The following is a 21,942-nucleotide window of genomic DNA, read 5'->3' as shown; positions in this document are numbered from 1 at the left end:
CAACCAATATATTATAACACAGCTGATGATCATTTCAATGATTTCATCATGATTCGCTCTGTCAGTGCATAACAGCTTTTACTGTTCTCTCAAATATTCCTCAAAACGATGCAAAAGCAATTCTATTTCTTTTATTTCCGTACAGCAGGAAATAACCGCACTCTTCTTCGATCCGTATTCTTCAGCAAACCATTCAGGCTTCAGATCATCGCCAATCATCAGCGTATGAAGATGCATGTGCAGCCCCGCCGCAAGGTCCCTCGCATCCACATCAGGAAGGGGCTTGGGATAAATCGCAAAGAGATAGTGCCACCAGAGCTGTTCAGCGAGCGACAGAAGCGATGGGTTCTCATCTTCAAGATGATCCCTGATCAATGCAATGACGTCACGCCCCTGTTCACGGTGAAAGAGGTGCTTGTCATCCGGTAACCGCACTTTATATGTATGTCCAAATTTATGTACAAGAAACGTATCTTCGATGCCCATTTCATCCATCATTGTCAGGACGTAGCTTTTCATCACAGGATGGTGATCTTCCGCTGCAAGGAAGGCTTTGTATGTATCTGCTGCTATATCCTTCTCCCGTTTGCTGAGGGTATGGAGCGCACCCCACTGCTGTTCAATACTTCCCTCATGAATGCGTTCGATCAGTTCATCCGTTGAAACCGTCATATCTGACTCTTCCACATTCACGTTCATCATCTTACTGTCATCTGTCATATCCTTCGCAAAACTCAAGAGCTGCGTAAATGACTCTGCAATCTCTTCGGGGAGGCTGTTGTCCGGCAGTGTTTCTTCCAAAATGTCGACCACTTCTTCATAATCACCGAGCTGCACCAGTAAAGAAATGTACACTTTCAGAATGTCAAAGTAATCACCGATACCTTCATCAAGCATCGACTGACACTGGGCCTTCGCCTCTTCAAGCCGATTGAGCTCAATATTGGCAATCACAAGGCCGTAACGCCCCTGAGAATGATCTTTTTCAAGCTGGACTACCTGATTAAAATAAGTCAAAGCGTCATAGTGGCGCTTTTCCTTTAAGGCAGCCATGCCTGAATCGACAAGCCTGTTTACAAGTCCCGGCATTTGAATGACGTTATTCTTTTTTTCATATGCACTCATCCGTTCTCATCACCTCCTGTCTTCTTTTGGTCGGCAAATGCTACGAAACTGCTTTCATTTTAGCAATCTATCGTATGAATTACAAATATTATAACAATCGTCAGATCTTTTTCCTGATTTTTCTGATCGGATTGAGCAGCACAGCTTTTCACTTTAGATAATATGCCCCTTTTTTCCCTCGCTCAAACAATGCTTTGACGAGATCTTCATGCTCAGAATAAAGGTTCGATGTGTAGTAAATGTGTAGCGTTCAACCAATATCATACCTTATTCAATCGAAACATAAAAAAAGAAAAACCCCTCAATCGCTGTCATATCAACGTTTGAGGGGAAATATAATGTCACCTGACGTGACTTGCAGATTGTGAATGGCATCCCAGGCAGGATTCGAACCTGCGACCTACGGCTTAGAAGGCCGTTGCTCTATCCAGCTGAGCTACTGGGACAAAATAAATGGCGGAATTGTCGTTCGCCGTTTAACAGCGACATCTATTAATATATACAATTCCGCCTTCAGTGTCAACTATTCTTTCGGAAAAGTTTTTGATAAATCACCGAGTTCCTGGCCATCCACCGAAAAGAAACGCACCTGATACGTCTCTTCATCTGACTCAATGATGGCATAAGACCCTGTCGGATATCCGCGGGGTTCCCGCATGCTGCCGGGATTCACCAAAAGCAGTCCTTTATTCATGACAGCGACCGGCTGGTGAGTATGCCCAAAAAGACAAATGCTTGCGTCATTCTCCATGCCTTTATAGACGAGGTTCAGCTCAGACATCTTAATTCCGAAGAGATGCCCGTGCCCGGCGAAAAACCGTTCTTCCCCGATAGATGTGACGATTTCATCCGGGTAATCGGAACCCAGATCACAGTTGCCGCCAACCGCTTCAATGCCCTTGAGTTCAGGCGCATCATAAGGGAGTTCGGAATCACCGCAATGAAAGATGACATCCACTTCATCCTGATGACGGTCTCTGACAGTGGCGACTTCTTTTTTCCATCCGTGACTGTCGCTTAAGATCAATGCTTTCATTAGCGTTTCTCCTCTTCTTTATGCTCCAAGAGCCACTCGTCCCAAAGAGCATCCATTTGCTTTAAGGCATCGGCCCTGTGGCTTTTCTCGTTCTTTTCAGCTTTTGTTAAGTGAGCCATCGTCCGCTCTTCTCCTTTAAGGATAAAGAGCGGATCGTAGCCGAAGCCTTCCGTGCCGCTCAGGGAATCAGCGATAAGGCCTTCTGCGGTCCCCCTGACTGTCTTGACAACACCTGAAGGAAATGCCGCAGCAAGGACACAGACAAATCGCGCAGAACGCTCCTCGCCTTCTACCCCTTCCAACTCCTGTAACAGTTTGGCATTATTCGCTTCGTCACTCTTTTCTTCAAGTCCCGCATACCGTGCGGAGTAAATCCCGGGTGCCCCGTCAAGGGCATCCACTTCAAGGCCTGAGTCATCAGAGATAACCGTAATCCCGAGTGCTTCCTGAACGGTTACGGCTTTTTTGATGGCATTGGCCTCAAACGTGGCACCGTCTTCCACGATGTCCGGGATCTCCTCAGCATCAAAAAGGGAACGGACCTGAACCCCTTTATTTGCAAAAAACTGTTCAAACTCGGCAACTTTGCCTTTGTTGCGCGTCGCAATCATCACTTCTTTCATGATTGACCGCTTCCCTTCGCATCCGCTTCCTGCAAATGCTGCACGCCGATCGTCTCCGCAAACGGTCCAATCACGGCTTTTTGTTTATCAATCAGCTTGCCAATGCCTTCTTCGGCAACGTCGAGCATCTTGTTCATCTCCGCTCTCGAAAACGTTGCTTCTTCACCGGTTCCCTGTACTTCGACAAGCTGACCGGTTCCGGTCATGACAATATTCATATCCACATCCGCAGTGGAATCTTCACTGTAGTCCAGATCGAGGAGAATATCCCCGTCAGAAGCCACACCCACGGAAATGGCAGCAAGGAAATCCGTCAACGGATTCTCTTCAAGCTTGCCTTCCTCCATCAGGTTTTCAAACGCAAGCGCCACAGCGGTGAATGCCCCTGTAATCGAAGCCGTTCGCGTTCCACCATCCGCCTGGATGACGTCGCAGTCCACCCAGACCGTGCGCTCACCGAGAAGATCAAGGTTCACAACGGAACGGAGCGCGCGTCCGATGAGACGCTGGATTTCCATCGTCCGTCCGGTAACCTTCCCTTTTGAGGATTCACGAATGTTCCGTGACTCTGTCGCTCTCGGCAGCATTGCATACTCGGCTGTAACCCAGCCTTTCCCCTGACCTCTGAGAAACGGCGGCACTCTGTCTTCAATACTTGCCGAACAGATGACCTTTGTATCGCCAAAGGAAATCAGCACACTTCCCTCCGGATGTTTAATATACCCCGGGATCATGTCGATATCCCTCAACTGATGATTCAATCGTTCAAACGCTCTGTTCATAAACTAAAATTCCTCCATCCCTGATTTCACTTTCCGCGTTGCTTTTGGCAGCTTTAAATCCGTCTCGCGTACGTCGAGTCCGCTTTCTTTCAGCCATGATTCCGCTATGCTTTGGAACATGGCCTTCGCACCTGTTGTATAAAACAGGTGACGGGGACGCCTCTCCCCTGTATAGAGCAGCTGTTCATGGTACAGAAGCGTACTGACCGCGCGGGCCGTCTCATCTCCTGAACAGATAACGTGAATATCTTCACCGACGACGTCCTGAATTTCTCTTTCGATCATCGGGTAATGGGTACAGCCGAGAATCAGGCTGTCCACCGGATAATCGAGCATAGGTTCAAGGGCCTCCCGAATGACGGCCTTCGCCTCTTCCCCGGTGTACCGGTTTGATTCCACCAGCGGCACAAGCGTCGGACAGGCAAGGCTCACGACTTTCACATCGTTATGGATCGATTTGAGCTCCTCATAGTAGGCACCGCTCGAAATCGTGCCTTCTGTCCCGATGACACCGACTTCCAGGTTCTCTGTCGCTTTCAAAGCAGCAACAGCTCCCGGATGAATCACCCCGATTACCGGAATGTCGAGCGCCTGTCGGGCGTCGTCAAGCACGACTGCGGACGCTGTATTGCAGGCAATCACCAGCAGCTTGATATCCCTCGACATGAGATAATCGATCATTTCCCATGTATATTCCGCCACCTCAAAGGCAGGCCTCGGACCATACGGACACCGTTTCGTGTCCCCGATATAGATAATTTCTTCTTTAGGCAGTTGCCGCATCAGTTCCGATACAACCGTCAGGCCGCCCACGCCTGAATCAATGACGCCAATTGGTCGTTGCACAGTGCATCCTCTTTTCCATTCGGTGTTAAAATGATTTCCATGTTTCTGCGTCACGTTTCATCTCATCGAGAAGATGAACAAGCCCGCTCTCGACGCGGTCCACTTCGTCTTCGGAGAACCGTTCAAGAACCTGCGAGAGATACTCCCGGCGTTGCCCGATGACTTCCCGTATAATCGTCGCACCCTTATCCTGGAGGTGAATCCGCACAACCCGCCGGTCTTTCTCATCTTTGACCCGGATGACGAGATCATTCTTCTCCATACGGTCAACGAGATCCGTCGTTGTACTGCAGGCGAGATACATCTTGTTAGACAGCTCACCGATTGTCATATCCCCGACTTCGTGCAGCCACTGAAGGGCTACGAACTGCGGTGGTGTGATCGGGAACTCATTTAATATTTCCCGCCCTTTCTGTTTGACGATATCTGCAATCATGCGAAGTGATTTCTCAACATTCGCCACTTGTTCAGCATTCAGCTGGGATTTGGTCTCACTCACTGATCTTCGTCTCCTTTCATGATCCTGGAGGCGTTCGGCACCCTTTGGAACCGGCAGCAACAGAGTCTGTTGTATAGCTCCTTGCATCATTCTATCACAGGTTCCCTGTCCATGCATCTGTGATAAAAGCCCCTCAATTGAACGGAAAAGCCACCCCGACTCTGTTAAAGGAGTGGAGTGGCTTCATTTGACGATTACAGGAACCGTTCCGTCACAAGCGCTTTTACTTCCTCAGATGTGTTCATCTGCAGCGCTTCTTCAGCCGTCTGTTTCGCCTGTTCTTTCGTCAGCTTCGACAGCTGGCTTCTTGCAGGCAGAATGGATGTGGCACTCATGCTGAATTCATCGAGTCCTAGGCCGACGAGCAGCGGAATCGCCACTTCGTCACCGGCCATTTCCCCGCACATGCCCGTCCATTTGCCTTCTTTATGAGACGCATCAATCACCATCTTCACCAGGTTCAGGATCGCCGGGTTGTAAGGCTGATACAGATAGGATACCTGTTCATTCATACGGTCTGCGGCCATCGTGTACTGGATCAGATCGTTCGTACCGATACTGAAGAAGTCAACTTCCTTGGCAAACTGCGGTGCCATAACGGCAGTTGACGGGATCTCAACCATGATGCCGACTTCCAAATCATCCGACACCTGCACACCGTCAGCGACGAGCTTCGCCTTCTCTTCTTCAAGCATCGCTTTCCCCTGTCTGAACTCCTCAAGGGTCGCGATCATCGGGAACATGATCTTCAGATTCCCGAATGCGCTCGCTCTCAAAAGGGCACGGAGTTGCACGCGGAACATGTCGTCTTTCTCGAGACAAAGACGGATTGCCCTGAAACCGAGGAACGGATTCATCTCTTTTGGCAGATCGAGATAAGGAAGCTCTTTATCCCCTCCGATGTCAAGAGTACGGATCACAACCGGGTGCTCACCCATCTCTTCGACAACTTTCTTATAAGCCTCAAACTGTTCTTCCTCCGTCGGCAGTTCATCACGGCCCATGTACAGAAACTCAGTCCGGTACAGACCCACTCCTTCGCCGCCGTTGTTCTTCACACCCTCGAGATCGTCCGGTGTTCCGATATTGGCAACAAGCTCAACCTGCACGCCGTCTTTCGTCACTGAAGGTTCGTTTTTGAGCTTTGCCCATTCTTTTTTCTGTGCTTCAAAATCTTCCTGTTTCTTCCGGTAAGCCGCCAATTCATCGTCGGACGGATCAACGATCACTTCGCCGTCAAGACCATCGACGATAACCGTCTGACCCGCTTCAGCGGATTCGGTGATTGATTTCGTACCGACGACGGCGGGAATCTCCATGGATCTCGCCATGATCGCCGAATGCGAAGTCCGACCACCGATATCGGTCGCAAAACCCAGGACGAATGCTTTATTCAGCTGAGCGGTATCCGAAGGTGTCAAATCATCCGCGAGGAGAATGACTTCTTCCTGGATTTCCGCAAGAGATACGATTGGCTTGCCAAGAATATGTGCGAGAACCCGCTTGGAAACATCACGGATATCCGCAGCACGTTCTTGCATGTATTCATTATCCATGGATTCAAACATACTGACAAACATGTCCGTCACTTCGGACAAGGCTTTCGCTGCATTGGAACGGTCATCGGAAATCTTTTGTTTGATCGGATCGATGAGCTCCGGGTCCCGCAGAACGAGAAGATGGGCTGAGAAGATTTCGGCGTGTTCTTCACCGAGGTCATTCAGCGTCTTTTCCCGAATGGCTTCAAGTTCCTCTGTGGATGTGGCCAGTGCCTGATCCAGCTTGACGATTTCCTGGTCCGGGTCATCGGTTTGACTGTCATCAAAGCTCAAATCCGGTACTTCCATACGAAATGCTTTGGCGATGGCGATCCCGGAGGATGCCGCAATACCTGTCAGCTTTTTCGCCATTATTTTGCCAATCCTTCCTGCATGATGCCATCAAGCTCCTTGATCGCTTCGTCAGCGTCCGGACCTTCCGCTTTGATTATCACATCTGCACCCTGACCGACACCAAGAGACATAACACCCATGATTGACTTCAAGTTAACGGACTTTCCGTTGTACTCAAGTGTAATCTCTGATTCGAACTGACCTGCTTTATTGACAAGCTGTGTTGCCGGTCGTGCGTGGATTCCTGTGTCTGCTGTGATCGTAAATGTCTTCTCTGCCATGTTGAAACACTCCTTAAACGTAGTTTCGGGATTCTTCCCGTATAAATGGTAGTCCGGATTCTGATGAAAAGTTACCGAAATACCCTGTTCTATCTGTTTTATTTACCCTGCTTTTACACAAATCATGCGTCGATCAGCATATTAAACAAAAAAGACATGAGTAAAAAGAAACGTGAACGGAAATCCATACGTGAATACGCATTTCCTGCTCACAACCCTCTCTTTACTCATGCCTGATCGAATCAGTAACACGTAAATGAAATCGTGTGTTCCTGCTATGGTTTTGTCAGCTGCTGATGGTTCATGACCGAATGCAGGGCAAGCATCAGATGCAGGGCATCTTTGTCACCGGCCTGTTTACCGGTCCCTTTCTCAATCATCCGGATTACGTTACGGGAAACAGTATAGCACAGTCCATCCGATTGCTTCAAGTTCAAAATGGCATCAGTCACAATATTTTCGCCATCATCCGGATCCGGTTCATGTACGATCTGACTGATCTGAGAAATGAGCCTGCGAACGGTGCCTGACCGTTCGTCAAGACTCGCACCTGTCTTCTCCTCGATGTAGAACAAACAACGTTCAAGTACATCTTCAAGATTCCTGTTACTGTATTCGGGACCCGAATCTCTTAATGCGCTTTGGATATGAAGCGTTACAAAGCCGATCTCTGCTTCCGGCAGGGACAGCCCGGTCTCCTTCATCAAAAAGTGGACGGCCTGCTCGGCGAGCCTGTAGCTGTCCCGGTAAAGCCATTTCGTCTCCAAAAGGAAGGGATTCTGAATGTCCGTCCCATCGGTTGTCCGCTGCAAAGCGAGGGCAAGATGCTGCGTCAGGGCAAAGAGCGCGGAATCCGGCAAACGGATTGCCATCTCACTTTCAATTCTTGCTATCGCTTCATGGACAGCAAGAAGCCGCTCCTCGTTATCCTCAGTGACAAGCGCCTTATAGCGGTCCTGTTCGTCCTGGTCGATCAGCATATAAACTTTATCAGATTTGGAAGCCTGATAATCGTGCCCGGCTTTCTTCCCAAAACCGATCCCTTTTCCAATAAAGATCACTTCCTGATCGATATCTGTTTTTGCAATGAGCACGTTATTATTCAACGCTTTCACTACCCTGTATGTCCCGTCTTTCATTCCTTACCGCCCCGCAGATGTCATAATAAAGATGAATGGTGTCCCCATTCATCCGCTTTTGTTCATCATAATCCGCTTTCCTTTGTTCGTCAACGCTGCGGCATGGTTGCTTCAAGCATCTCCTTTTCCGATTCCGTCCACGGTTCCCCTTTCCCTGTAACTTTTGAAACCTGGACAATCGTGCCCCGTCCGGTAAAACAGACCTCATCTTTACGGTTCAGCGCGACGTAGTGAATATCCATCGAACTCGTTCCAACGCGGTTCAGTTTAACACCGATGCGGAGTTCCTCATCGAAATAGACCTGCTTCATGTAGTCACAGTGAAGATCCGCCGTTACAGGAATCGCATTCGTTTCACGGCTCATCCATTCCTGCATCAGGCCAATCTGTTTAAAAAACGAAATTCTGCCATGCTCAAAGTAAACGAATGTATTCGTATTATTTAAATGACCGAAGGCATCCGTTTCGGAAAAACGGACGTTCACAGGAAAAAAATACGCAAACTCCTCAGTCCATGTTTCAAGATTTTCGATATATGCCGGCAATGCCATCTGACATCCTCCCCTTTAATGAGTGATACTTCATTCATTATTGCGCAAAAGAAACAGAAGAGAGAAGGACAGGCCCTCTCTCTTCCTGTTGACCTTATGCCGTGTGATCGGTACCAAAGAAATCTTTGAATGATTGTAATGTGGTCTCACGATTCAAAGCAGCAATGGACGTGGTCAGTGGAATCTCCTTCGGACAGGCTTCCACACAGTTTTGCGAGTTTCCGCAATTGGACAGTCCGCCTTCACCGTCCATCAACGTCTGAAGACGCTCTGCCTTATGCATCGCACCAGTCGGGTGGGCGTTAAAGAGACGCACCTGAGAGATCGGTGCAGGTCCGATAAACGGGGATTTGCTGTTGACGTTTGGACATGCCTGCAAACAAACACCGCACGTCATGCATTTTGACAGTTCGTACGCCCACTGGCGCTTCGCTTCCGGCATTCTCGGTCCGGAACCCAGGTCATGTGTACCGTCGATCGGCACCCAGGCTTTGACCCGCTTCAGCGAGTCAAACATTCGGCTGCGGTCGACCTGCAGATCACGGATGACCGGGAACGTATTCATCGGCTCAAGCCGGATCGGCTGTTCAAGCTGATCAATCAACGCTGTACAGGATTGGCGCGGTTTTCCGTTAATGACCATGGAACAGGCTCCGCACACCTCTTCAAGACAGCTTGCATCCCATGCGACTGCCGTGGTGTCTTTGCCCAGGGCATTCTTTGGATTTCGACGAATTTCCATCAGCGCCGATATGACGTTCATGTTTGAGCGGTACGGAATCTCAAACTTCTCTTCATACGGGGCACTCTCCTGGTTTTCCTGCCGTTTGATAATCAGTGAGATGGTTTTTTCACTCATGCTTTCTCACCAGCCTTTTTCTTGGAAGTATAATCTCGCTTACGCGGCTCAATCAGCGACACATCCACATCTTCATATTCAAATACCGGATCCTGTGTTTCCGGGTTGAATTTGGCCTTTGTTGTCTTCAGCCATTCTTCGTCATTACGGTCCGGGAATTCCGGTTTGTAATGAGCGCCCCGGCTTTCATTCCGGTTGAGTGCGCCGACGGTTACCACGCGTGCGAGATTCATCATGGCTTTCAACTGACGAATGAATGCGGCACTCTGATTGGACCATTGTGAGGTATCATCAATACTGATGTTCTGATAACGCTCAAGAAGGGACACGATGGCTTCATCTGTCTTGGCAAGACGATCGTTCTCACGGACAACGGTGACGTTTTCCGTCATCAGCGATCCGAGTTCCTGGTGAAGTTTAAAGGCATTTTCTGTGCCGTTCATCTTGAGGATCTTGTTAAACTCATCCTGATCCTTTTGCACTTGGGCGTCGAATACACGACTGTCCATCTCCTCTGCAAGCTGATCGAGACCGTCGATATACTCAGCTGCTTTCGGTCCGGCAACCATGCCGCCAAAGATCGAAGAGAGCAGGGAATTCGCACCGAGGCGGTTTGCACCGTGAATGGAATAATCCACTTCACCGGCGGCAAACAGGCCTGGAATGTTGGTCATCTGATCGTAGTCAACCCAGAGACCGCCCATGGAATAGTGCACCGCAGGGAAGATCTTCATCGGCACTTTACGCGGATCATCACCCATGAACTTCTCATAGATCTCCATGATGCCGCCAAGTTTGATGTCGAGCTCTTTCGGATCCTTGTGCGAGAGATCAAGGTAGACCATGTTCTCTCCGTTGATACCGAGCTTTTTATCCACACAGACGTGGAAAATCTCACGAGTCGCAATATCACGCGGTACGAGATTTCCGTATGCCGGATACTTCTCTTCAAGGAAGTACCAAGGTTTTCCGTTCTCATCATAGGTCCAGACACGGCCGCCTTCACCACGGGCTGATTCACTCATGAGGCGGAGTTTGTCATCCCCCGGAATCGCTGTCGGGTGAATCTGAATGAATTCCCCGTTCGCGTAGTAGGCACCCTGCTCATAGACCGCCGCTGCGGCATAGCCGGTATTGATCATGGAGTTCGTGGACTTGCCGAAGATGATGCCCGGTCCACCCGTCGCCAGAATCACCGCATCCCCGCGGAATGACTGAATCTCAGAGGAGTTCAGGTCCTGTGCGGTAATACCACGGCAGACATTGTCATCGTCAAGTACGGCATGAAGGAATTCCCATCCCTCATACTTGTTCACAAGTCCGTTGACTTCGTGGCGGCGAACCTGCTCATCAAGTGCATACAACAGCTGCTGTCCCGTCGTTGCACCGGCAAATGCCGTACGGTGATGCTGCGTGCCGCCAAACCGGCGCAGAGCAAGAAGTCCTTCTGCCGTCCGGTTAAACATAACACCCATGCGGTCAAGGAGATGAATGATCCCCGGTGCCGCGTCGCACATGGCTTTTACCGGAGGCTGATTGGCAAGGAAGTCCCCGCCGTATACGGAATCATCAAAGTGCTCCCACGTGGAGTCACCTTCACCCATTGTATTCAAGGCTCCGTTTATGCCGCCCTGGGCACACACAGAGTGTGAACGTTTTACGGGTACAACGGAGAACAGATCCACCGTCATCCCCCTTTCGGCTGCTTTGATTGTCGCCATCAGGCCGGCGAGTCCGCCGCCTACAACGATAATTTTTCCTTTGCTCATGTCACATACACTCCTTCTATTGGACTACTAGATGACAAATGCCAGGATGGCACGGATTCCGACAAACGTCAGGATAACGAAAATCCCCATTGTGATATACTGGGAAATTTTTTGAGAGCGGGGTGAAACCGTAATGCCCCACGTGATCAGGAACGCCCAAATCCCGTTGGCAAAGTGGAATGTAGCTGCGGTAATACCGATGATGTAGCCGACCAGTGCGATCGGATTCTGGACAATGTCCACCATCATGTCAAAGTTCACTTCAGCGCCGAACATCTTCTGAATCCGGGTATCCCATACGTGCCAGACAACGAAAATAAACACAATCACACCGGATACACGCTGAAGCATGAACATCCAGTTTCTGAAATAACTGTATGTAGACGTGTTATTCTTTGCCTGAAATACGATATACATCCCGTAGATGGCATGAAACAGAAGTGGAAGGAATATTAAGAAAATTTCAAGTACATAGACAAACGGCAGACTCTCCATAAATGCGACGGCCTGATTGTAGGCTTCCTCTCCCTGAACCGCGTAATAGTTGACGGTCAGGTGGACGATCAGGAATGCACCGACTGGTATAACGCCGAGCAATGAATGAAGCTTTCTGTAAAAAAATTCGCGATTATTCGTCGACATGTCATTCTCCCCCTGTACAAATTGATAATGGCTGACTGACAAAATACGTTTCCGGCAATTTACCCTCCTTTATCAGCAATTCTTATCACATTAACATGAAAAGACTAAAAACTGCCACAACTTTGTATAAAGTTTGACAATTTTATTTTACCGCTATGACGGGCCTCCGTCAAGAAAGCGGATTCACTATTATTTTAACAGAAAAACGTTGACCATTGTGAAAATTCTTAAATTTCAGCCGGTTATTTCACCTGAATTTCATAGAAACATCCAACAAAAAAAGGCGCGGCCAACTTCTTTGAGAAAATTAGCCGCTAATTGAGAATCCATTCAGTTTTTTGTAAGTTTGTACAATAACAAGCATCTTACTATTGCACAATACTGTAAATACCATCCATATCTTACCCGATAATGATCCGTTCCTTCGGATATTGATAATGGGTTTTCTTTTCCCTTGCACGGATCGAGAATAAAAAGGCTACAAGCCCCACCCGGCCGATCAGCATCAGAATCATCAGGATGATCTGACTGCCCTGGGATAAATCCGGTGTGATGCCCATGGAAAGCCCCGACGTACCAAAGGCAGAGCTTGCTTCAAAGATAATCGCTTCAAGGGCCACATCCTGTCCGGTCTCTAGGAAACTGATCCCGGTAATGGCGGCAAACAGACCGACAGCAAAGACCGACAGCACGATAAAGGATTTCTGCTGATCTTCGATATGAATCTCTCTGCCGAACACTTTGACATCGGAGCGCCCGAGAGCAAAGCTTCGGATCGTCAAGAACATGACTGCAAGCGTCGTGGTCCGGATCCCGCCGCCCACACTCGACGGACTCGCACCGATAATCATGAGTCCCGAGAGAAGCATGAGACTCGCCATTGTAAGTTCATTCATGTCCATGGTAGCGAGACCACCGCTCCTTGCCGTGGCAGAATTGAACAGGGAGAAGAAGAGCTGCTGATGCCAGACCATGCCATCATAAAACGCAGTCCGCTCTGTGATCCACAGACCGACAGCCCCGATCGCAAAGACGATAAAATACGTCGCCGTGGCAATTTTCGTGAACAGGCTGAAACGAAACTGCGTATCTTTCGTCGTGAAATACTCTTTCAGTTCCATCAGCACCGGAAACCCGATGGCTCCGGCAAAGATCAGAAGGATATTCACAAGCTGAACAAAATAGTCATCAGCGAACGGAATCAGTGACTGGCCGGTAACATCAAAACCCGCATTTGTAAATGCGCTCAGCGCACCGAAGGCTCCCTGATAAAACGCTTCACCCACTGAATCAAAATAATTCGTATAATAAGTCCCCAAAATCAGGGCACCGGTCAATTCGATACCAAAAGCAACAAAAAGAATCCCCCGCATCAGCTTTACCATACCTGCAAATGAAATCTGATTATGGTCGACCATGATCAGCATGCGCTGCGAGAGGGCGATCTTTTTGCCCATGACCATCCAGATAAATGTACCGAGGGTCATGACTCCGATCCCGCCAAGCTGAATTGCCGAGGCGAGAAAAAAGATCCCGAGCGGACTGTACGTCTCAGATACATTCAAAACAGTCAGCCCGGTGACGCTCACGGCGCTGACAGAAGTGAACAGCGCTTCGGAATATGTGACTGTTACGCCCTCCTGGGTCGATACAGGGAGGTACAACAGAATGCTGAAAACAAACATGGCAATGACGTAAGACGCAACAATAATGCGAAACGGTGATAAAAATCTGGCTGCACCCAGTTTCATGATCAAACCTCCCTCGATGAATACGGAGAATAGTATATCATGACTTCACGGGGTTAACTATATCTTGTCAGAGAATCTTTTCATGATAAAATAAAAGGATGGCATAAAAGAGTGTTTGGACACATGGACAACAAGTAAGAAAGAATGGCATTCGGTCATTCAGTACTGACAACGAAGGATGATGACACATGTTCAAAAAAAGAAAAGAACGCGAAATCCCTGAAACCGTCCCCGGTTTCAGTTATGACATTTTGAGAAATGATGTGATCCCGGAGCTGCTTGGTGAAGACGAAAGCATGATCCTCTACTATTCAGGCAAACATCTTGCACGAAAGCACCAGGAGCGCGCCACCGAAGATCCTGTCCTGTTTTTTGAACAGGCCGGCTGGGGCAGGCTGACACTCCTGAAAGAGAAAAGCAAACAGACCCACTATGAACTTGAAACACCGTTTCAGGTCAACGAACGCGCTTTTTCCATGGAAACCGGTTTTCTCGCTCAGCTTAAAGAAATTCGCGATGGTGTCGTTTCCGAAGGCTCATACACCATCAAAAAGAAGCAGCCCCTGACGGTTGCGATCACGATCATGTCTGATGTGAAAGATCATACAGACTGAACAGCGGTCTCAGGCAATCACGAAAAGAAAAGCCGAACCAACGGGAACATTCCCCGCGGTTCGGCTTTTCGTCTGTTGAAGTAAGACTGCTCATAAACGGTCATAGATTACGACGTTAAGGCTTCCACCTTTTCGAGTTCTTCCGCATCAAGTTTAAAGGTTGAGTGAAGGGCGTTGGCTGCACGGACCATATCCATTTCAGGGACCACCGCTGATACAGCAATCTCTGACGTGCTGACCATCATCACTTCGATCTCTTCTTTGGCAAGTGTCTCAAACATATCCGCTGCAACACCCGGATTGGAAATCATGCCGGATCCGACAATCGACACTTTACTGAGCATGCTCTGATGACGGACTGTTGAATAGCAAAGCTCCGCCTTGTTCTCCTCAAGGATCTCAAGAGCACGATCGAGTTTATCAGTATCGACTGAAAATGAGACATTCAGGGCATGATCGCTGGTTGTCTGCTGGATAATCAGATCGACGTTGATGCCGTCTGCCGCAAGCAACTTAAAGATCATCGACATCGTATCATACTGATTCGGGAGACGTTCAATCGCAATTTTCGTTACATCTTTCTCAAAAGCAAGACCCCGTACAACGAGATTCTTTTCCATGGATGCTTCCTCCTCAACGAGTGTTCCCTCTACTTCTTCCATACTCGATGCCACAATCAGCGGCACATTGTAATTCTTCGCAAATTCAACCGCGCGCGGATGCAGGACACCTGCACCGAGGTTGGCAAGCTCAAGCATTTCATCATAGGAGATGCTCGGCATTTGACGTGCCTGTTCCACATATCGCGGATCTGCGGTGAAGACACCGGTGACGTCGGTGAAAATGGAGCAGGACTCAGCACCGAGTGCGGCTGCCAAAGCCACTGCTGTCGTATCTGATCCACCGCGTCCGAGTGTGGTGATATTGCCTTCATCACTGATGCCCTGGAATCCGGCAACAAGCACCGCTTTTCCTTCATCCAGATAATCCTGTACAGCCGATTTGTCGATGTCTGTAATGCGGGCATCACCATGTGTGCATTCCGTTTGGATGCCGGCCTGCCAGCCGGTCAATGAAACGGCTTCGACACCTATTTCTTTCAGCGCCATGACAACAAGGGAAATCGTAACCTGCTCACCTGTCGTCAGCAGCATATCCATCTCGCGCGGATCCGGATCTTCTGTAATATCGTTAGCAAGATCCACCAGTTTGTCTGTGGATTTACCCATCGCGGATACGACGGTTACCACCTGGTCACCTGCTTCCATTCTTCGTTTAATGCGTTCAGCCACCCGTTTGATTTTCGTTGTATCACCGACGGATGTGCCGCCAAATTTTTGAACTACCGTTGCCAATGTCGATTCCTCCTCGATGTTTTTGGTCAATCGTTGGTTCATTTATACGTTTCCACCTCGTCAGCATTTGAAACCTGAATCTAAAAGACTGTGAAAAAATGTGACGAAACAGTGGACAAAGACAATACTAATCATAACAAGGAGGAAGTGAACTGGCAATTCGGCTGATCGGTCATTTTACAGGTTCATCCTCGATGGCTCTCTTTAAGGCCGAAGCAACAGACTGAGGGATTCCTGCACGCTCGATTTCTTCCACAGACGCCTGTTTAATCCGTTTCAGCGACCCGAATGTCTTTAACAGGGTTCTTTTCCTCTTTTCTCCGATCCCGTCTACGTCATCGAGGATCGACTGAAACTGAGATTTCTTCCGCACGTTGCGGTGAAAGGTGATGGCAAACCGGTGGACTTCATCCTGAATGCGCTGAAGCAGATAAAAAGCCTCACTCGTCCGCTTTAACGAGATAACTTCCGGCGGATCCCCTGCCATGAGCTGTGACGTCCGGTGTTTGTCATCCTTCACCAGACCGCAAACAGGAATCGTCTGTCCGAGTTCATCTTCAAGGACACTCTGTGCAGCGGATATTTGACCTTTGCCGCCGTCGATGACAATCAGGTCCGGCAACGGCTGCTCTTCCGTCAGCAGCCGCTTATAGCGGCGTCTGATGACCTCACGCATGGATTCATAGTCATCGGGGCCCTGCACGGTTTTCACTTTGTATTTTCTGTAATTCTTTTTATCCGGCTTCCCGTCAAGAAACGAGACCATGGCCGATACCGGATCCACACCCTGAATATTGGAGTTGTCAAAGGCTTCGATGCGATACGGTGTGTCGATCTTCATGACCTGCCCGAGTTCCTGAATCGCATGAATCGTCTTTTTCTCATTTTTTTCGATCAGATCAAATTTTTCTTTTAATGAGATGGACGCATTTTTGCGGGCCAGATCAACGAGTTCCTTTTTCTGACCCCGCTTCGGTTCCAGCACTTTCACGTCAAGGAAATCGGAGACAAGCCCCGTATCCACACCTGACTGAACGAAGATCTCATTCGGTTTTTTATGATGCTCTTCGAGATAGAACTGACCGATAAATGTGTAAAAATCATCGACAGGCTCCTGATAGACCGGAAACAGGGAGACGTCACGTTCAATGAGCTTTCCCTGTCTCACGAAAAATACCTGGACACACATCCAGCCTTTGTCCACTTCAAAGCCGAATACATCCCGATTCGTCTGATCTGCAATGGTAATTTTCTGTTTTTCCATCACATTTTCGATATGAACCATCTGATCCCGGAGCTCTTTAGCCCGTTCAAAATTCATCTCTTCCGACGCTTCATACATTTTCTTCTCAATGCTTTCCTTCACCTCTTTATGACCGCCGTTCAGGAATTTTGTGATGTCCTGAACCATGGTTTTATTCTGATCTGCTGTAACTTCAAACTCACACGGAGCCAAGCACTGACCGATGTGGTAGTAAAGGCAGACACGATCGGGAAGCGTGCGGCATTTGCGGAGTGGGTAGATCCGGTCAAGAAGCTTTTTCGTTTCATTGGCGGAATACGCATTCGGGTATGGGCCGAAGTATTTTGCCCCGTCTTTTTTTACATTCCGCGTCGTGATCAGTCGCGGATGTTCTTCGTTCGTAATCTTGATGAATGGATAGCTCTTGTCATCCTTTAAAAGAACGTTGTATCTTGGCTCATGCTTTTTGATCAAATTCTGTTCAAGCAGGAGCGCTTCGATTTCCGAAGAGGTGACGATGTATTCAAAATCCGCGATTTCACTGACAAGCATTTGAGTCTTCTGATCATGACTCCCGGTAAAGTAGGACCTGACCCTGTTTTTGAGCACTTTGGCCTTCCCGACATAGATCACGGTCTGGTGTTTGTTTTTCATCAGATAACAGCCCGGCTGGGCTGGAAGCAGGTCAAGCTTGTGTTTATTCTCGAGCATGTGTAAGCGCCCCTTTGCTGATCTTGCTGTCGCGCTGCCACCATTGGCAGCACAGCCTGTTCTTTTATCAGTTTAGCACGGACGAATAACAGCTTGCACCAATGAGGCGCTGAGCATTATCCACTGCCACGTCAGATGCGACAGGAGCAAGACAGAAAAAAGACGTTTGGGGATCCATTCCCCAAACGTCCTTACTGTTACAGCAATCACTGATCAGATGTGCTTTTGAAGGGTTCCTGCAAGTGCTTCTTTCGGTTGGAAACCGACAACCTGATCAACAACTTCACCGTCTTTGAAGACGAGCAGTGTCGGGATACTCATAACACCGAATTTGCTGGCTGTCTGCTGATTTTCATCAACATCGAGTTTTACAATCTTCACTTTGTCACCCATATCTGCATCCAGTTCTTCAAGTACCGGTGCAATCATTTTACAAGGTCCGCACCATGGAGCCCAAAAGTCCGCGAGAACTACACCTTGTCCAGTTTCTTCAGCAAACGTAGCGTCACTAGCTTTTACAATTGCCATTTCAACATTCCTCCTCATTAATCATGCATCTTTCATATACCCCAATAGGTATTATACTAAACCTGCAGAAAAAAGCAAGCCGTATATTTCCCGTGAGGACTGTACATTCATAATATCTTATTCAAGCCAATTTAGCAAAGATGCTGTTTATCATTGGCAATCCTGTATCCTGCTTTTCATCAGGGGATGTTGCAGCTCGTTGTTGATTGTTGATGGAATAAGCGGCATACGGCGATACCTTTTGGAAAAGTTCCCGGTACGTGTCCGCCGACATCGAAAGCCCTTTTTTCACGCCCTGATCAAAAAGAAGCTGCAGGACTGTTCTGCAGCTTCAGTTTGTGATATATGGGATGACCGCCGTTACACGACGACTTTTTTAAATTCTTCAATCAGCTGAGGCATCACTTCAAAGAGGTCACCAACTATCCCGTAGTCGGCAATCTGGAAGATTTCTGCTTCGGGGTCTTTGTTAATGGCTACGATGACTTTTGAATTCGACATCCCGGCGACGTGCTGAATGGCACCGCTCAGCCCGACTGCAATATACAGATCCGGTGTGACGACTTTACCTGTCTGACCGATCTGAAGGGCGTAATCACAGTACTCGGCATCGCAGGCACCCCGTGAAGCACCTACGGCACCGCCTAAGAGATCTGCAAGTTCATAAAGCTGATTGAAGTTCTCTTCGCTCTTCACTCCGCGTCCTCCGGCAACAATGACCGACGCTTCGGAAAGGTCTACGCCAGAAGCAGTGTTCTTCACCACTTCTTTAATAATGGTCTTCAGATCCGTGATTGCCACATCCACTTTCTCGACTGAACCGGATTTGGAACTGTCTTCATCCAGTGCAGGGATATTGTTCGGACGGATTGTGGCAAAAGTCACTCCATCTTTCACTTTTACTTTTTCAAATGCCTTCCCTGAGTAAATCGGGCGGGTGAAGACGGCATCGTCACCATCCATTTCGAGACTGACTGCATCCGAAATCAATCCGGCCTCCATACGCGCTGCGAGCTTCGCAGAGAGATCGCGTCCGATGGATGTGTGACCCATAATAATCGCATCAGGTTCTTCCTGATCGACCAGGGCCTTTGCAGCCTGGGTATAACCTTCCGGCGTATATTCTTTTAATTTCTCATCGTCCACGACCACAACACGGTCTGCGCCAAACTGGAACAGTTTCCCTGCTTCAGCTTCCACACCTGAACCGAGGAGTGCACCGACGACTTCACCGTCCGGGGCAACCTGCTTTGCTGCTGCAATCGCTTCAAACGATACATTTCTGAATTCACCGTCTCGCATTTCTCCAATGACTAATACTTTATTGGCCATAATCGTTTTCCCTCCTGATTAAATGACTTTCGCTTCGTTCTTCAACAGTGAGACAAGTTCAGAGACCTGCTCATTCACTTCACCTTCAAGGATCTTACCGGCTTCTTTCGGCGGTGGCAGGAAGATTTCAAGGCGTTCGGTCTTGCCTTCCACATCATCTTCTTCGAGATCGAGATCATCCAGATCAAGTTCATCCAACGGCTTTTTCTTCGCTTTCATAATCCCCGGAAGTGACGGATAACGAGGTTCATTTAATCCCTGCTGGGCTGTCAAGAGTGCAGGAAGAGGCACTTCAATAAATTCCTGATCCCCTTCGACGTCCTTTTCGATGGTCGCTTTGTCACCATCAATGGTAATGGATACCACACTGGTCACATGACTGATGCCAAGCCGCTCAGCAAGTCGAGGGCCGACCTGACCTGAACCGCCGTCTACGGCAACGTTACCGCCGAGAATGAGATCCGGTTCCTTATCGGCAAAATAACCCGCAAGAATCCGTTCAGTGGAGTACGTGTCCCCATCTTCCACATCTTCATCTTCAATCAATACGGCCTTATCAGCACCCATGGCAAGTCCTGTGCGCAGCTGCTTCTCTGCTTCCTCATCACCAACTGTCACCAGCGTCACCTCACCGCCGTGTTCGTCACGGAGCTGGATCGCTTCCTCAACGGCATATTCATCATAGGGGTTAATGATGAATTCAGCTCCATCTTCAGAAATGGCTCCATTGTCCAGCTGAATTTTTTCTTCTGTGTCGAAAGTACGCTTCATAATCACGTAAATGTTCATTCAGTTTCCCTCCTGTTTAAAAAATATAAAACGCTTTCAAATCGTGTATTTGGAAAACCGCCTGTTTCAGCGGTCTTCAAACGTAGGTTTACGCTTCTCCATGAACGCCCGGATGCCTTCTCGGGCATTCCCGGTTTCAGCAAGATCCCCGAACAGAACAGCCTCTTTCTCCTGTCCCCGTTCAAGGGAGTCACGCTCCGCTTCATGAACAAGTTCCATAACGGCTGCCAGATTGCGGCGCGGCTTCGTTACCATTTTGATCGCCATTGCCATGACTTCCGTCAACGGATCTTCCTCTGATACGAGTCTGTTGGCAAGACCTGCAGAAACCGCTTCTTCACCGGTAATCGGTTCTGCTGTCATCATCATCTCGAGGGCCTTGGCGTGTCCGATCATTCGGGGCAGTCTCTGCGTACCCGCAAATCCCGGGATGAGCCCAAGGTTCAGTTCTGGGAGTCCAAGCTTCGCATTCGGTGTGACGTAGCGCATATGACAGGCCATGGCGAGTTCCAGTCCGCCTCCAAGGGCCGCCCCATGGATCACGGCAATAACCGGTTTGGTCATGGTCTCGATCATTCTGAATACGCGCTGCCCTTCTCTGGCAGTCTCTCTGAACTCGTTAGCATGTGTCAGCTCCGTAAATTCTTTGATATCGGCTCCTGCTGCAAAAAATCGCCCTTCACCGTGAAGAATGATCACTTTCACATCATCATCAGATTGAAGCTCCGTGAACATGTCATCGAGTTCTGCGATCACGTTTGCTGAAATGGCATTGGCAGGCGGATTGGTAAGCGTGACAACAGCTATTTGCGAGTCTTTCTTCAAAGCGAGCAATGACGGATCGGCCATCTGAATTCATCCTTTCGTTTCTGCTTCCGGCTGTGTTTTCATCGACAATCCTTTCATGAGCATATCGCTGATGCTCGAGGCCAGGGGCGTAAGCGCGTATTTACGTTCCTTCATCACCCAGTTCGTCGCGACTTCGTCCACGGCACCAAAAATAATTTGCCTGGCGATCCGGATATTGAGATCCGGGTCCAATACACCCTGACGGATTCCCTCTTCAAGAATCGCATCGATCAGTCCGAGATAGCCCTTTAGCACTTCATTGACCTGATAACGCATATTCGTATTGGACTGCCTCAGCTCGAGCTGGGTCACAATCGCGAGATCCGGATCGAGTTCGAGCTGTGTGAAATGCATTTCGATCATGATTTCAAGCTTTTTCTCAATACTCGTTACACGATTAATTTCATGCTTAATCCGGTCCACGAAAACGCTCATTTTCTCTTCGAACATGGAAATCAGGATGTCTTCCTTGTTCTTAAAGTACAAATAAATCGTACCGTCTGCCACACCGGCCTGTTTGGCAATTTTGGATACCTTGGATAGATGATAGCCGTTTTGGGCAAAAACGATCACTGCTGCATCTATTATCGCATCATATTTGGGTCCTTTTTTCTTGCCCATCTCATCACGTCCTCTGCACACAACTACTGAATGATTATTCATTCATAAATTCATTGTAGAGGACAACCTCACTGCTGTCAATACGAAAGGTGACGTTTTGTGACA

At 48.6% G+C, this 21,942-nt stretch carries 22 protein-coding genes and 1 tRNA gene; 1 reads left to right on the top strand and 22 read right to left on the bottom strand.

What is annotated here, in order from left to right; genetic code table 11:
• Nucleotides 1–78: 78 nt before the first annotated feature.
• The 15 genes from BSEL_RS07325 to BSEL_RS07255 form a co-directional block, all read right to left on the bottom strand.
• Nucleotides 79–1,125, bottom strand: coding sequence for a tetratricopeptide repeat protein (locus BSEL_RS07325; RefSeq protein ID WP_013172350.1), 1,047 nt, complete (start codon nt 1,123–1,125; stop codon nt 79–81).
• 369 nt (nt 1,126–1,494) lie between these two features.
• Nucleotides 1,495–1,571, bottom strand: a tRNA-Arg gene (locus BSEL_RS07320).
• Nucleotides 1,572–1,648: 77 nt separating this feature from the next.
• Nucleotides 1,649–2,161 carry a metallophosphoesterase family protein gene (locus BSEL_RS07315; RefSeq protein ID WP_013172349.1) on the bottom strand — a complete coding sequence of 171 codons (513 nt, stop codon included), beginning with the start codon at nt 2,159–2,161 and terminating at the stop codon, nt 1,649–1,651.
• Nucleotides 2,161–2,784: an XTP/dITP diphosphatase gene (locus tag BSEL_RS07310; protein ID WP_013172348.1), complete on the bottom strand. Its 624-nt coding sequence runs from the start codon at nt 2,782–2,784 to the stop codon at nt 2,161–2,163. Before BSEL_RS07310 ends, BSEL_RS07315 begins: the two co-directional genes overlap by 1 nt.
• Nucleotides 2,781–3,566 carry a ribonuclease PH gene (gene rph, locus BSEL_RS07305; protein ID WP_013172347.1) on the bottom strand — a complete coding sequence of 262 codons (786 nt, stop codon included), beginning with the start codon at nt 3,564–3,566 and terminating at the stop codon, nt 2,781–2,783. The genes BSEL_RS07310 and rph overlap by 4 nt, the downstream gene beginning before the upstream one ends.
• A gap of 3 nt (nt 3,567–3,569) precedes the next feature.
• Nucleotides 3,570–4,412 (bottom strand): glutamate racemase, encoded by an 843-nt coding sequence (gene racE, locus BSEL_RS07300; protein WP_013172346.1) that lies wholly within the window; start codon nt 4,410–4,412, stop codon nt 3,570–3,572.
• Between the two features lie 25 nt (nt 4,413–4,437).
• Nucleotides 4,438–4,848: a MarR family winged helix-turn-helix transcriptional regulator gene (locus tag BSEL_RS07295; RefSeq protein ID WP_049773722.1), complete on the bottom strand. Its 411-nt coding sequence runs from the start codon at nt 4,846–4,848 to the stop codon at nt 4,438–4,440.
• A 257-nt stretch (nt 4,849–5,105) separates the two neighbouring features.
• Nucleotides 5,106–6,821, bottom strand: coding sequence for a phosphoenolpyruvate--protein phosphotransferase (gene ptsP / locus BSEL_RS07290; protein WP_013172344.1), 1,716 nt, complete (start codon nt 6,819–6,821; stop codon nt 5,106–5,108).
• Complete coding sequence (locus BSEL_RS07285) at nt 6,821–7,084, bottom strand: phosphocarrier protein HPr (RefSeq protein ID WP_013172343.1); 264 nt, start codon at nt 7,082–7,084, stop codon at nt 6,821–6,823. The genes ptsP and BSEL_RS07285 overlap by 1 nt, the downstream gene beginning before the upstream one ends.
• 275 nt (nt 7,085–7,359) lie before the next feature.
• Nucleotides 7,360–8,223 (bottom strand): PRD domain-containing protein, encoded by an 864-nt coding sequence (locus BSEL_RS17045; protein ID WP_013172342.1) that lies wholly within the window; start codon nt 8,221–8,223, stop codon nt 7,360–7,362.
• 89 nt (nt 8,224–8,312) lie between these two features.
• Complete coding sequence (locus tag BSEL_RS07275; RefSeq protein WP_013172341.1) at nt 8,313–8,774, bottom strand: acyl-CoA thioesterase; 462 nt, start codon at nt 8,772–8,774, stop codon at nt 8,313–8,315.
• Between the two features lie 94 nt (nt 8,775–8,868).
• Nucleotides 8,869–9,633 carry a succinate dehydrogenase iron-sulfur subunit gene (sdhB, locus tag BSEL_RS07270; protein WP_013172340.1) on the bottom strand — a complete coding sequence of 255 codons (765 nt, stop codon included), beginning with the start codon at nt 9,631–9,633 and terminating at the stop codon, nt 8,869–8,871.
• Nucleotides 9,630–11,402 (bottom strand): succinate dehydrogenase flavoprotein subunit, encoded by a 1,773-nt coding sequence (gene sdhA, locus BSEL_RS07265; RefSeq protein ID WP_013172339.1) that lies wholly within the window; start codon nt 11,400–11,402, stop codon nt 9,630–9,632. The genes sdhB and sdhA overlap by 4 nt, the downstream gene beginning before the upstream one ends.
• Before the next feature lie 27 nt (nt 11,403–11,429).
• A complete protein-coding gene (locus BSEL_RS07260) occupies nt 11,430–12,044 on the bottom strand; it encodes a succinate dehydrogenase cytochrome b558 subunit (RefSeq protein WP_013172338.1) in 615 nt (204 codons plus the stop codon).
• Nucleotides 12,045–12,445: 401 nt separating this feature from the next.
• On the bottom strand, nt 12,446–13,795 hold the full coding sequence (locus tag BSEL_RS07255; protein ID WP_013172337.1) for a TrkH family potassium uptake protein: 1,350 nt from the start codon (nt 13,793–13,795) through the stop codon (nt 12,446–12,448).
• Between the two features lie 188 nt (nt 13,796–13,983).
• Between BSEL_RS07255 and BSEL_RS07250 the strand changes: the two genes are divergently transcribed.
• Entirely contained in the window at nt 13,984–14,409 is a 426-nt protein-coding gene (locus BSEL_RS07250) for a YslB family protein (RefSeq protein WP_013172336.1), read from the top strand.
• 107 nt (nt 14,410–14,516) lie between these two features.
• Here BSEL_RS07250 and BSEL_RS07245 read toward each other — a convergent pair whose 3' ends face one another.
• The 7 genes from BSEL_RS07245 to BSEL_RS07215 all read right to left on the bottom strand — a co-directional run bounded on the left by BSEL_RS07245 (nt 14,517) and on the right by BSEL_RS07215 (nt 21,837).
• On the bottom strand, nt 14,517–15,764 hold the full coding sequence (locus tag BSEL_RS07245) for an aspartate kinase (RefSeq protein ID WP_013172335.1): 1,248 nt from the start codon (nt 15,762–15,764) through the stop codon (nt 14,517–14,519).
• A 172-nt stretch (nt 15,765–15,936) separates the two neighbouring features.
• Nucleotides 15,937–17,718 carry an excinuclease ABC subunit UvrC gene (uvrC, locus tag BSEL_RS07240; RefSeq protein ID WP_013172334.1) on the bottom strand — a complete coding sequence of 594 codons (1,782 nt, stop codon included), beginning with the start codon at nt 17,716–17,718 and terminating at the stop codon, nt 15,937–15,939.
• A gap of 213 nt (nt 17,719–17,931) precedes the next feature.
• Nucleotides 17,932–18,246 carry a thioredoxin gene (gene trxA / locus BSEL_RS07235; protein ID WP_013172333.1) on the bottom strand — a complete coding sequence of 105 codons (315 nt, stop codon included), beginning with the start codon at nt 18,244–18,246 and terminating at the stop codon, nt 17,932–17,934.
• A gap of 360 nt (nt 18,247–18,606) precedes the next feature.
• Nucleotides 18,607–19,578: an electron transfer flavoprotein subunit alpha/FixB family protein gene (locus BSEL_RS07230; protein WP_013172332.1), complete on the bottom strand. Its 972-nt coding sequence runs from the start codon at nt 19,576–19,578 to the stop codon at nt 18,607–18,609.
• 18 nt (nt 19,579–19,596) lie between these two features.
• A complete protein-coding gene (locus tag BSEL_RS07225) occupies nt 19,597–20,367 on the bottom strand; it encodes an electron transfer flavoprotein subunit beta/FixA family protein (RefSeq protein WP_013172331.1) in 771 nt (256 codons plus the stop codon).
• Nucleotides 20,368–20,433: 66 nt separating this feature from the next.
• Nucleotides 20,434–21,216: an enoyl-CoA hydratase gene (locus BSEL_RS07220; protein ID WP_013172330.1), complete on the bottom strand. Its 783-nt coding sequence runs from the start codon at nt 21,214–21,216 to the stop codon at nt 20,434–20,436.
• Nucleotides 21,217–21,222: 6 nt separating this feature from the next.
• Nucleotides 21,223–21,837: a TetR/AcrR family transcriptional regulator gene (locus BSEL_RS07215; protein WP_013172329.1), complete on the bottom strand. Its 615-nt coding sequence runs from the start codon at nt 21,835–21,837 to the stop codon at nt 21,223–21,225.
• Between the last annotated feature and the right edge of the window lie 105 nt (nt 21,838–21,942).

The organism is [Bacillus] selenitireducens MLS10 (genome assembly GCF_000093085.1).
In the GTDB taxonomy this organism is placed as follows: domain Bacteria; phylum Bacillota; class Bacilli; order Bacillales; family Salisediminibacteriaceae; genus Salisediminibacterium; species Salisediminibacterium selenitireducens.
The sequence above is the reverse complement of the archived record's forward strand: the minus strand, read 5'-3'. Positions and strand labels throughout refer to the sequence as shown.